Genomic DNA, 12,018 nt, shown 5'->3' with positions numbered 1-12,018 from the left:
ACGCCATCGGGGGAGTGGCGCAAAGCGTGGATCTTCACTAGGGTCTGGCGTCAAACCTATTTTCCGGATTCTCACTCGTTCGGGTGAGTCCGTTGGAAGAAGGAGCCGGTCACTTGGCCACCCACCGCCGTCCCAAGCAGTCGAGCCGTGCACGGGTCACCGTGCTGACCGCTGCCGCTGCGACCGCGGTCGCCCTCTCGGCCCAGGTCAGCGCTCACGCCGCGCCCAGCCCGTCCCCCAAGAAGGAGGACGTGAAGGCGCAGGTCGACCAGCTGCAGGAGGAGGCCGAGCAGGCCACCGAGAAGTTCAACGGTGCCAAGGAGCGGGCGGACCAGCTGCGCAAGCAGGCGGACCAGCTCCAGGACCAGGTGGCTCGCGGCCAGGACCAGATGACCCAGCTTCAGGGCGGGCTGGCCGAGGTGGCGGCCGAGCAGTACCGGACCGGCGGCATCGACCCGTCCGTCCAGCTGATGCTCGCCTCCGACCCGTCCGGCTACCTGGACAAGGCCGCCAGCGTCCAGCAGGCCAGCTCCAGCCAGACCGAGGCGCTCAAGGGCCTGCAGGACCAGCAGCGCCGGCTGGACCAGCAGAAGGCCGAGGCGGCCGCCGTCCTCGCCTCGCTGGACAGCACGACCAAGGACCTGAACCAGTCCAAGGCCGAGGTCAACAAGAAGCTCAAGGAAGCCCAGGATCTGCTGAACTCGCTCAGCGCCGCCGACCGGGCCGCGCTGAAGGCCGCCCAGCAGCAGGCCGACCGGGCCTCGCGCGGCAGCGAGCGCACCGACCTGAGCAGCCTGCCGCAGGGCAGCGGCTTCGCCGGGCAGGCCGTCGCCAACGCGATGAGCAAGCAGGGTTCGCCGTACGTCTGGAGCGCGGTCGGCCCGAACTCCTTCGACTGCTCCGGTCTGATGGTCTGGTCGTACGCGAAGGCCGGCGTCTCGCTGCCGCGCACCTCGCAGGCGCAGGCCAACTACGGCTCGAAGGTGGCCTCGCTGGCCGACGCCCAGCCGGGCGACCTCATCATCTACCGCCCGGACCGCAGCCACGTCGGGATGTACATCGGCAACGGGATGGTGGTCCACGCGCCGCACACCGGTGACGTGGTGAAGGTGATGAAGGCCGACGCGATGCCGATCAACGCGATCCGCCGGGTCTGACGGACCGACATGCCCACGGGCCGGGATCCGGCCCTGTGATCCGCGCCACCCCCGGAACCGGGGGTGGCGTCGGTGTCTGCGGCCGCATCATGACAAACGATCAGCTCCATGTGGGCGCGTGATCACACCCGGTCATATTCACAAATGAACTTGGATATTCTTCCGGCATTTTTCTGACAAGGATTTGAACGGATCACGGTTCTGTTACTAGGGTCATGCCTCGAACCACCGCACAGTCGATCACCCAGCAGGGGTGGCGGCGGAGGTTTACCGCCGAGTTCGTGAAGCAGCGGGGCAGAGCATCTGCCCGTCGGGGAGTCCAGTAGTCGGGGGCGCTGTGGAACGGAGCCGGGGAACCATGTTCCTCCGGGGTGAATCGGCGCCAGGTCGACCGTCGTGCGGTCGGTGAGGCGTCGTAGGGCACGCTTCCGGCCCGAACCCGTCAGCTCACCCGGTAGGCGGACGTAGGAAGAAGGAGTCCGCCTTCGTGGCGTCCCATCGTCGTCCCAAGCCCGCCGGCCGCGCCCGGGTCTCGATTCTGACCGGTGTCGCTGCTGCGGCGGTCGCGCTCTCCGCGCAGTCCGGCGCCCACGCCGACCCGACGCCGACCAAGGATCAGGTCAAGGAGCAGATCGACCAGCTCAACGAGCAGGCCGAGCAGGCCACCGAGAAGCTCAACGGCGCCCAGGCCAAGCAGCAGGAGCTGCAGAAGCAGGTCGGTGAGCTGCAGGACAAGGTGGCCCGTCAGCAGGCCGCGGTGACCGAGGCCCAGGGCGGTCTCGCCGAGATCGCCGGCGAGCAGTACCGCAACGGCGGCATATCGCCGACCGTGCAGCTGATGCTCTCGTCCAGCCCGGACAGCTTCCTCAGCCAGGCCGGTGCCATCAACCAGGCCGGCAGCACGCAGTCCGGCGCGCTGAAGGACCTCCAGGAGCAGCAGCGCAGGCTCGACCAGGACCGCAACGAGGCCCAGGGCAAGCTCGGCGAGCTCGAAGCCACCACCCAGCAGCTGAAGGCCTCCAAGGAGGAGGTCCAGGGCAAGCTGGCCAAGGCCCAGGACCTGTACAACTCGCTGTCCGAGCAGGAGCGCCAGGCGATGCGCGCGGCCGAGGAGAAGGCCGCCGCCGAGGCAAAGGCCAAGGCGGACGCCGCCAAGGCCGAGGCCAAGTCCAAGGCGGATGCCGACCGCGCCTCCCGCGACAACACCCGCGACCAGCTGCCCGCCCCGTCCTCGCCGGCCGCCAAGCCCGCGGCCGCCGCGCCGTCCGCGCCCGCCGCCAACGGCTCGCGCGCCGCCGCCGCGATCGCCGCCGCGGAGAGCAAGCTGGGCGCCCCGTACGTCTACGGCGCGGCCGGTCCGAGCTCCTTCGACTGCTCCGGCCTGACCAGCTGGGCCTACGCCCAGGCGGACGTGTCGCTGCCGCGCACCTCGCAGTCCCAGGCCACCGCCGGTACCAACGTGGGCACCAACATCGCCAACGCCCAGCCCGGCGACCTGATCATCTACCGTGCGGACCGCAGCCACGTCGCGCTCTACGTGGGCGGCGGCCAGGTCATCCACGCGCCGAAGCCCGGCGCGAACGTCCGGTACGAGACCGCCAGCATGCTGCCGATCTCGGCCATCGTGCGCGTCTGATCCGACGTCTGCTCCCGCAGGCCCGGTCTCCCCTCGCGGGAGGCCGGGCCTGCGGCTTTCATGCCGGACCGTGCTGATGTCCGATTGCGGGTCAAATATTCGGGTTGGGAGGGGTTTGGACTCGCTCGCCCGGACTCGCTAACGTCTGCCACCGGACTCCCGCTCGACAGCCGCCCGCACCGGTGCGGCGGCGGGGCCGGGTCGCAGGATCGGAGTTACCGTCGTATGGCCGTGCACCGCCGTTCCCCCCTGCCGGGCGCGTTCGCCCGTGCGCTGGTGCTGACCGCCGCGGCCACCACCGCGCTGGGGGTGGCCACGGGGGGTGCCGCCCAGGCCGCCCCGGGCACGCCGGACGGGCCGTCGAACCGCAAGGACGTCAAGGCGCAGGTGGAACAGCTGTACGACGAGGCCGAGCAGGCCTCGGAGAAGTACAACGCCGCCCTGGACGTCCAGCAGCGCCTCCAGCACGAGACCGGCACGCTCCAGCAGCAGGTCGCCGTCGCCCAGGGCGAGCTCAACGAGCTCCGCGGCGACCTCGCCACCGTGGCCGGCGCCGAGTACCGGGGCGGCGGGATGGCGCAGACCGTCCAGCTGATGCTCTCCACCGACCCGGAGGGCTACCTCTCCAAGGCCCGCAGCCTGGACCAGGCCGCCGAGCGGCAGAACGAGACGCTGCACGAGGTGGTGGCCCGTCAGCGCCGGCTCGACCAGCGCCGGACGGAGGCCTCGATGAAGCTCTCCGAGCTGGAGGAGACCCGCCGGGCCCTGGCCGAGAGCAAGCAGCAGATCCAGCAGCGGCTGGCCAAGGCGCAGCGGCTGCTCAACAGCCTGGGGGCGGGCGAGCGGGCCCGGATGGTGGCCCAGGACGCCCGCGAGGCCGAGCAGCGGGCCACCCGCGGCACCGACCGCCTCGACCTGGGCACGGCCCCGCCCGCCTCCGAACGCGGCGCGGCCGCGCTGGCCGCCGCCGTGCGGATGATCGGTTCGCCCTATGTGTACGGATCCGCCGGGCCCCGCGCGTTCGACTGTTCCGGTCTGATGTACTGGAGCTGGCGGCAGGCCGGAGTGACCCTGCCGCGCACCTCGCAGGCCCAGGCGTACGCCGGCCGGCGGGTCAGCATCTCCGACGCGCGACCGGGAGACCTGGTGATCTTCTACCGGGACAGGCACCACGTCGGCATGTACGCCGGCGGCGGGGTGATCGTGCACGCCCCCTACCCGGGCGCCAAGGTCCGCTACGAGAGCGTCAACGCGATGCCCGTCGCGGAGGTGATCCGGCTCTGAGCCGGCCCGTCCCGACCCCTCCCGCCGATGCCGTGACACGCCGCCGCGCACTGTCCCGGCGCGGGGCCCTGCTGCTCGCGGCGGGCGGACTGGCCCAGCTGTCGCTGCCCCGGGCGGCTCCGGCGGCCTCCGTGGCCGCGGTGGCGGACCAGCGGGCCGAGGTGGCCGCGCTGCTGGCCGAGCGGGCCCGGACGCTGACCGCCGGACCGTCCGCGCCCCCGGTGGAGGCGGCCTACCGCAACCTCGTGCTCGGTCCGGCCGGTCGGCCGGACCGGCTTACCGCCACCGCCGAACTGACCGTCCGGGTGACCGGCTACGACGCCTACCCGGTGGTCCACCCGCGCCGGCTGGAGCTGTGGCGGACCGGCGGAGGCTGGCGGGTCGAACGCGAGGACGGCCCGGACGGGCCGGCGCCGCTCTGGGACTTCGGGACCGTCCGGGCGGCGGCCGGCGCGCACTGCCTGGTGCTCGGCCTGGCCGACGGCCCGGACCCGGCACAGCTCACGGCCGTGGCCGACCGGGCCGTCCCGGCCGTCACCGCGCTCTGGGGCACCGCCTGGCCGGGCCGGCTGCTCCTGGAGCTGCCCGCCACCGAGGAGCAGTTCGGCCGGCTGCTGGACGCCGACCCGGCGGGCTGGACCGGCATGGTGGCGGTCACCACCGCGGCGCCCGGCGCCCCCCGGCACACCCCGGCCGACCGGGTGCTGGTCAACCCCGGGGCCTACCGGGGGCTCAGCGACTTCGGCCGCCAGGTGGTGATCACCCACGAGGCCGTGCATGTGGCGACCCGGGCCGACACCCGGGCCTGGACGCCGCTCTGGCTCTCCGAGGGCGTCGCCGACTGGACCGGCTACCGGGACTCCGGCCGCTCCCCCCGGCAGGTCGCCCCCGAGCTGGCCCGGGACGTCGCCGCCGGCCGGGTGCCCTCGGCGCTCCCCGCCGACCGGGACTTCACCGCCGGGGCCGACGGCATCGCCCAGGCCTACGAGCAGGCCTGGCTGGCCTGCGACCTGATCGCCCGCCGCTTCGGGCCGGACCGGCTGGTCGGCTACTACCGGGCGGTCGGCGCGGCGGGCGCGGGCGCGGGCCGGGAGGAGCAGTCGGACCGCGTCCTGCGGGACGAGCTGGGCCTCGGACTGGCCGAGTTCACCGCGCTCTGGGTCACCGAGGTCCGCCGCCTGGCGGCCTAGCGCCGCCGCTGGGCCGGCGGCCGGTCGATGCCGTCCAGCAGGTCCTGCTCGTACGCGATCCCCGGGCGCACCGGGTAGCCGTTCGCCGACACCGGCTCCGGCTCCGCGCGGTCCAGCACGACGGTCGGCGGGAGCTGGGCGGCCCCGCGGGTCGAGCGCCAGAGCCGGACGCAGGAGAGCCCGGTGGCGGCCAGCAGCAGCAGGTTGCGCAGGGTCAGCGCGGTGACGGCCCAGGGCTCGCTGCCGACCAGCTCGCTGAAGAGCAGCGGGAACTCCACCACGGTCAGCGGCGTCGCGGCCAGGACCAGCAGCGCCACCGGGCGCTGGCTGGTGCCGCGCACGGTCAGGCAGACCGCCGCCACGCCGACCAGCCAGACCAGGTACTGCGGGCTGATCACCCGGCTGGTCACGGTGAAGATCAGCAGCGCGGCCAGCGCCGCGTCGTACATGGTCGCCGCGTTGCGGCGCTTGGCGGTGAAGCGCCAGAGCAGCAGCCAGGCGAAGCCCAGCAGGCTGCCGGCCAGCATCACCTTGCCGACCACGTTCACCCACGGCCCGAGCATCTCGACCGAGCCGTAGTTCATCGTCACCCTGCCGTCCCAGGCGCCGGCCATCCGGGCGAAGTGCAGCGGCAGCGCGCCGACCGACTCCACCTCGACGCCGCGGTCCTTCTGGAAGGTCAGGAACTCGAAGGCGCCGTTCATCCCGGCCGCCAGCAGGAAGCCCACCGAGACGGCGGTGGCCGCGGCGGCGGTCCAGGAGCGGCGGGTGCGGCGGCCGGACGGGGTGCCGATCAGGCCGATCAGCGGCCAGATCTTGATGATCCCGCCCAGCCCCAGCAGGATGCCGCCGATCGCCGGGCGGCGGATCAGCGCCAGCAGGCCGGCCACCGCGACGGCGGTGACGATGACGTCGTACCGGTTGTAGATCATCGGACCGAGCAGCGGCACGCCGGCCACCCAGACCCAGGCACCGGTCAGGGCCCGGCCCCTGCGCAGGCCGGTACGCACCAGCAGGGCCATCGCGACCGCGTCGGCCAGCCCGCAGATCACCCAGAAGGAGACCAGGTACGACCAGGGCAGCAGCCCGGGCAGCATGATCACCAGGGCGGCGCCGGGCGGGTACTGCCAGGTCACGTCGTCCAGCGGGAAGGTGCCGGTCTGCAGGACGCCGTACCAGCCGTGGTAGATCAGCCAGACGTCCGTGGTGATGTCCCCGCCGGCCATCCGCAGCACGCCGGTCACCAGCAGCAGCAGCAGTGCCCGGGAGGCCAGCCACGTCCCGCCGAGCGCGCAGAGCGCCCCGGTACGCCGGGAGGGGCCGGTGGGGGCCGGTACGGGCTCCTGGCGGACGGCCAGCGCCGTGCCGGGGCCGTCGGCGCCGCTGGGTGAACCGGACTTGGTGGCCGGGGCCAACTCCACTGCGCTCCCTCGTTCGTCTCGGACGTCCCACCGGAGGCGTCGCGCGACGGACGCCCGGGCGGCCGGTGCCGGGCGCGGCGCCACGTTCGGCGGGGCCGCACCGGCTGCCTAGGTTCTAGGACAGACCCGGGGGAGAAACGGTTGCCGTGCGCGGATCCGTTCCCGGCGGGTCGTGGTGTTGACCTATCGTACGGATCACCCAGCGGTACACCGAGCACCCCCCGACCGAGCGAGCCGTGGCCTGATGCACAAGACCTTGATCGTCACCAATGACTTCCCGCCGCGACCCGGCGGCATCCAGGCCTTCGTCCACAACATGGCTGTCCGTCAGCCCGCCGGGAGCATCGTGGTCTACGCGTCGACCTGGCGCGACGGCGCCGAGGTCGCCCGCTTCGACGCCGAACAGCCGTTCCCGGTGATCCGCGACCGGACGAAGGTGATGGTTCCCACACCGCGCGTCACCCGCCGGGCCGCCGAGATCCTCCGCGCCGAGAAGTGCGACTCGGTCTGGTTCGGCGCGGCCGCCCCGCTCGGGCTGATGGCGCCCGCGCTGCGCCGGGCCGGAGCCGGTGGGCGGCTGCTCGGCATGACGCACGGCCACGAGGCCGCCTGGGCCCAGCTCCCGGTGGCCCGGCAGCTGCTGCGCCGGATCGGCGCCGGTACCGACACCCTCACCTACCTCGGCGAGTACACCCGCTCCCGGATCGCCGACGCGGTCGGCCCGGAGGCGGCCGCCCGGATGGTGCAGCTGCCGCCGGGGGTCGATGAGCAGACCTTCCACCCCGACTCGGGCGGCGCCGAGCTGCGCCGCCGGCTCGGGCTGGCCGACCGGCCGGTGGTGGTCTGCGTCTCCCGGCTGGTGCCGCGCAAGGGCCAGGACACCTTGATCGAGGCGATGCCGCAGATCCTCGCCGAGGTGCCGGACGCCGTGCTGCTGATCGTCGGCGACGGACCCTACCGGGCGGACCTGGAGAAGCTCGCCGACGCCCGGGGCGTGCGCCACGCGGTGCGGTTCACCGGCGCGGTGCCGTGGTCGGAGCTGCCCGCGCACTACGGCGCCGGGGACGTCTTCGCGATGCCCTGCCGCACCCGGCGGGGCGGGCTGGACGTCGAGGGCCTGGGCATCGTCTACCTGGAGGCCTCGGCGACCGGTCTGCCGGTGGTGGCCGGGGACTCCGGCGGCGCGCCGGACGCGGTGCTGGAGGGCGAGACCGGCTACGTGGTGCCGGGCGGCTCGCCGGCCGCCGCGGCCGAGCGGATCGTCCGGCTGCTGAACGACGAGGAGCTGCGCCGGCGGCTCGGCGAGGCCGGGCGGCGCTGGGTGGACCGCTCCTGGCGGTGGGACCTGCTGGCCGGGCGGCTGACCTCGCTGCTGGCGGGCTGACGAAGCGGTGCGGGCCCCGCCACCGCGGCGGGGCCCGCACCGTACGGTCAGCGCTGGTAGATCGCCTCGACGTCGGCCGCGAAGTCCTTCAGCACCAGGTTGCGCTTGAGCTTGAGCGACGGCGTGAGGTGGCCGCTCTCCTCGGAGAAGACGGTGTCCAGCAGCCGGAACTTCTTCACCGCCTCGGCGTGCGAGACGGCGGCGTTGCCGTCGTCCACGGCGGCCTGGACGGCGGCCAGCAGGTCCGCGTCCTCGCGCAGCTCGGCCACCGTGGCGGTGGCGGGCTTGCCGTTCAGCTCCTTCCACTTGGGGAAGAAGTCCTCGTCCACGGTGACCAGGCAGCCGATGAACGGCCTGCGGTCGCCGACCACCATCACCTCGCCGATCAGCGCGTGCGCCCGGATCCGGTCCTCGATCACCGCCGGGGCGACGTTCTTGCCGCCCGCGGTGACGATGATCTCCTTCTTGCGGCCGGTGATGGTGAGGTAGCCCTCGGAGTCCAGCGAGCCGATGTCGCCGGTGGAGATCCAGCCGTCCTTCAGCGCCTCGGCGGTGGCCTGCGGGTTGTTCCAGTAGCCGGTGAACACCTGCGGGCCCCTGAACAGGACCTCGCCGTCCTCGGCGATCCGGACGGCGGCGCCGGGCAGCGGCTGGCCGACCGTACCGATCTTCGGCTTGTCCCACGGGTTGAAGGCGGTGGCCGCGCAGGTCTCGGTCAGGCCGTAGCCCTCCAGGACGGTGAAGCCGATGCCCCGGTAGAAGTGGCCGAGCCGCTCGCCGAGCGGGGCGCCGCCGGAGATCGCGTGGGTGGCCCGGCCGCCGAGCGCGGCGCGCAGCTTGCTGTAGACCAGCTTGTCGAAGATCTTGTGCTTGATCCGCAGGCCCAGGCCCGCGCCGCCGGCGTCCAGCGCCCGGCTGTACGCGATCGCGGTGTCGGCGGCCTTGTCGAAGATCTTGCCCTTGCCGTCGGCCTGGGCCTTCGCGCGGGCGGTGTTGTAGACCTTCTCGAACACTCTCGGCACGCCCAGGATCAGGGTGGGCCGGAACGCCGCCAGCTCGGCGGTGACGTCCTTGATGTCCGAGACGTGGCCGAGCTTGATCGGGGCCATCGCGGGGGCGATCTCGGCGATCCGGCCGAGCACGTGGGCCAGCGGCAGGAAGAGCAGCACCGAGCTCTCGCCGGTGCGGAACAGCGGGGCCAGCCGCTCCACGATGTTGCCGCACTCGGCCATGAAGTTGGCGTGGGTCAGCTGGCAGCCCTTGGGGCGGCCGGTGGTGCCCGAGGTGTAGACGACGGTGGCGATCGAGTCGGCCGTCGCCAGCGACCGGCGCTCGGCCACGGTCGCGTCGGTGACGTCCCGGCCCGCCCCGGCCAGCGTCGCCAGGGCGCCGCCCTCGATCTGCCAGGTCTGCCGCAGCAGCGGCAGGCGCCCCCGGACCTCCTCGACCACCGCGGCGTGCTGGGCGGTCTCGGTGAGGACGGCCACCGCCCCGGAGTCGCCGAGGATCCACTCCACCTGTTCGGCGGAGGAGGTCTCGTACACCGGCACGGTGATCGCGCCGGCCGTCCAGATCGCGAAGTCCAGCAGCGTCCACTCGTAGCGGGTGCGGGACATGATGCCCACCCGGTCGCCGGGCTCGATGCCCGCGGCGATCAGACCCTTGGCGGCGGCGTGCACCTCGACCAGGAACTGGGCGGCGGTCAACTCCTGCCACCGGCCGTCCACCTTGCGACTGAGCACCACGACGTCCGGGTGCCGCTCGGCGTTCTGGTGCACGAGGTCGGAGAGGTTACCGCCGCTCGGTACCTGGTAGAGGGCCGGAAGGCTGAAGTCGAGCAAGACTGCTCCTCGTTCGCGACGCTGCGGGACGGCAGGACGTTACTGCCCGGTAGGCAGCTTCGACCAGGGGGGTCGGCTCCGGTGTTCGAAGTGTCACACCTTTACCCGGTCCGACCAGGCCGTGACCGGGTCGTTCGAATGGCACCCTACGGCAGCCCGGACGTGACCGGCGGGTAGCCTGCGAGCGCCCCCGAGCCCGGGGCCGCCGCACCCTCCGAGCCCCGGACCTGAGGGATCGCCGGGCGCGATAGCCTGCTCCGGGCGCACCCGACCGAGCAGGCTCGGCCGGGCCGGCAGCAAGGGACGACGCGGAGGGCCATACCCATGGCGGAGCACACCAGGTCGAGCATCACCATCGACGCGACCCCGGCGAAGGTCATGGCCGTGATCGCCGACTTCGCCGCCTACCCGGCCTGGACCGGCGAGGTCAAGGAGGTCGAGGTGCTGGAGACCGCCGAGAACGGCCGCGCCGCCCAGGTGCGCCTGCTGCTCGACGCCGGCGCCATCCGCGACGAGCACGTGCTGGCCTACACCTGGGACGGCGACCGCGAGGTCGGCTGGACGCTGGTGCGCAGCCAGATGCTCCGTTCGCTGGACGGCTCCTACTCGCTCGCCCCGCTGGACGGCGGCCGGACCGAGGTCACCTACCAGCTGGCCGTCGACGTCAAGATCCCGATGCTCGGGATGATCAAGCGCAAGGCCGAGAAGGTCATCATCGACCGGGCTCTGGCCGGACTGAAGAAGCGCGTCGAGGGCTGACGCCGGGAAAGCGGGGCTGGACGGCATGACGGCGACACGCACCATCCTGGTCAGCGGCGACGCGGCGGCGCCCACGGTGGCCGCCGCCACCGCCCTGCACGCCGCCCGGCAGGGGCGGCGCACCCTGCTGCTGGCCGCCGACGACCCGCACCGCACCCTGGACGCCGTCCTCGGCGCCCGGCTGGAGCCCGAACCGGCCCCGTACGCCCCCGGCCTGACCGTGGCCAGGATCGACGAGCAGGCCGCGTTCCGGCACGCCCTCGGCGAGATCGGCGGCCGGATCAAGCCCGCGCTCGACCTGCTCGGCGCCGACCCGCTCGACCCCGAGGAGCTCACCGCCCTCCCGGGCACCGCCCGGCTCGCCCTGCTCCGGGCCCTGCCCGCCGCCGAGGCCGACGTCCTGGTGGTGCTCGCCCCGCCGCCCGCCGAGCTGATCGCCGCGCTCGCGCTGCCCGAGCAGCTGGAGCGCTACCTGGCCCGGCTGGTGCCCGAGCAGCGGCAGGCCGCCCGGGCGCTGCGTCCGCTGCTGGCCGGCCTGGCCGGGGTGCCGATGCCCGCCGACTGGCTCTACGAGGGCCGGACCAAGGCGGCCGCCGCGCTCGCCGAGGCCCGTGCGGCGCTCGCCGCCCCCGGCACCAGCGTCCGCCTGGTCACCGCCGCCGACGCCCACCCGCACGGGGAGCTGCGCCGGATCCGGGCCGGGCTGGCCCTGCACGGCCACCGGCCGGACGCCGTGGTGGTGCACGGCGCGCTGCCGGACGCCGCCGCCGACTCGGCCGACCCCTGGCTGGCCGGGCTGGCCCGGCGCCGGCAGGAGGAGCTGGCCGCGCTGACCGCCGCGAGCGACGTCCCGGTGCTGGTCACCGGGTTCGCCGAGGTCACCCTGGAGGCCGTCGCGGACCGCCTCTACGGCGCGGGCGCCGGCCCGGCCCCGCTCGACCCGGAGCCGTGGAGCGTCGAGGACCGGCTGGCCGAGGACGGACTGCTGGTCTGGCACCTCGCGCTGCCCGGCGCCGAGCGGGCCGACCTGGACCTGGTGCGGCGCGGCGACGAACTCGTGGTCGGCCTCGGTGCCCACCGGCGGGTGCTCACGCTGCCCTCGGCGCTGCGCCGCTGCACGGTGGCGGGCGCGGGCCTGCACGACGGGGCGCTCGCCGTCCGCTTCGCGCCCGATCCGGCGCTCTGGCCGCGCGGCTGAGCACCCTGCGCGGACGCGGCCGGGCCTCCCGCGCCGCCCGGTGGCCGTGCGCCGGTTCGCCTCCCGCGCCGCCCGGTGGCCGTGCGCCGGCGCCGATGGCGGGCCGTCGGGGCGGTCGGGCCCGTCCGGTAGCGTCGGGGCCAGGGGC

At 73.9% G+C, this 12,018-nt stretch carries 9 protein-coding genes and 1 riboswitch; of the genes, 7 read left to right on the top strand and 2 right to left on the bottom strand.

Annotation, left to right across the window (positions count from 1 at the left end; genetic code table 11):
- Positions 1-113 precede the first annotated feature (113 nt).
- From ACZ4UX_RS08445 to ACZ4UX_RS08430, 4 genes are all read left to right on the top strand, one after another.
- Entirely contained in the window at positions 114-1,157 is a 1,044-nt protein-coding gene (locus ACZ4UX_RS08445; protein ID WP_329487301.1) for a C40 family peptidase, read from the top strand.
- 323 nt (positions 1,158-1,480) lie between these two features.
- A riboswitch (cyclic di-AMP (ydaO/yuaA leader) is annotated at positions 1,481-1,634 on the top strand.
- Positions 1,635-1,644: 10 nt separating this feature from the next.
- Positions 1,645-2,793 carry a C40 family peptidase gene (locus ACZ4UX_RS08440; protein WP_465706091.1) on the top strand — a complete coding sequence of 383 codons (1,149 nt, stop codon included), beginning with the start codon at positions 1,645-1,647 and terminating at the stop codon, positions 2,791-2,793.
- A gap of 225 nt (positions 2,794-3,018) precedes the next feature.
- A complete protein-coding gene (locus ACZ4UX_RS08435; protein ID WP_465706090.1) occupies positions 3,019-4,077 on the top strand; it encodes a C40 family peptidase in 1,059 nt (352 codons plus the stop codon).
- 32 nt (positions 4,078-4,109) lie between these two features.
- Positions 4,110-5,267 (top strand): hypothetical protein, encoded by a 1,158-nt coding sequence (locus ACZ4UX_RS08430; protein WP_465706089.1) that lies wholly within the window; start codon positions 4,110-4,112, stop codon positions 5,265-5,267.
- On the opposite strand, the gene ACZ4UX_RS08425 is transcribed toward ACZ4UX_RS08430, so the two are convergent.
- Positions 5,264-6,688 carry a glycosyltransferase 87 family protein gene (locus ACZ4UX_RS08425; protein WP_359802625.1) on the bottom strand — a complete coding sequence of 475 codons (1,425 nt, stop codon included), beginning with the start codon at positions 6,686-6,688 and terminating at the stop codon, positions 5,264-5,266. The two genes, ACZ4UX_RS08430 and ACZ4UX_RS08425, sit on opposite strands and share 4 nt — an antisense overlap.
- 244 nt (positions 6,689-6,932) lie before the next feature.
- Here ACZ4UX_RS08425 and ACZ4UX_RS08420 point away from each other — a divergent pair, with 244 nt between their 5' ends.
- Positions 6,933-8,072 carry a glycosyltransferase family 4 protein gene (locus ACZ4UX_RS08420; RefSeq protein ID WP_329487296.1) on the top strand — a complete coding sequence of 380 codons (1,140 nt, stop codon included), beginning with the start codon at positions 6,933-6,935 and terminating at the stop codon, positions 8,070-8,072.
- A gap of 47 nt (positions 8,073-8,119) precedes the next feature.
- Here ACZ4UX_RS08420 and ACZ4UX_RS08415 read toward each other — a convergent pair whose 3' ends face one another.
- Positions 8,120-9,913, bottom strand: coding sequence for an AMP-dependent synthetase/ligase (locus ACZ4UX_RS08415; RefSeq protein WP_465706088.1), 1,794 nt, complete (start codon positions 9,911-9,913; stop codon positions 8,120-8,122).
- A gap of 324 nt (positions 9,914-10,237) precedes the next feature.
- Between ACZ4UX_RS08415 and ACZ4UX_RS08410 the strand changes: the two genes are divergently transcribed.
- Together ACZ4UX_RS08410 and ACZ4UX_RS08405 are read left to right on the top strand one after the other, a co-directional pair.
- Positions 10,238-10,672 (top strand): SRPBCC family protein, encoded by a 435-nt coding sequence (locus ACZ4UX_RS08410; RefSeq protein WP_329487294.1) that lies wholly within the window; start codon positions 10,238-10,240, stop codon positions 10,670-10,672.
- 25 nt (positions 10,673-10,697) lie between these two features.
- Entirely contained in the window at positions 10,698-11,870 is a 1,173-nt protein-coding gene (locus ACZ4UX_RS08405) for an ArsA family ATPase (protein WP_465706087.1), read from the top strand.
- The last annotated feature ends 148 nt before the right edge of the window (positions 11,871-12,018 follow it).

The sequence above is a fragment of the Kitasatospora sp. NPDC028961 genome (assembly GCF_055564815.1).
This window is presented reverse-complemented; position numbering and strand designations above follow the sequence as displayed.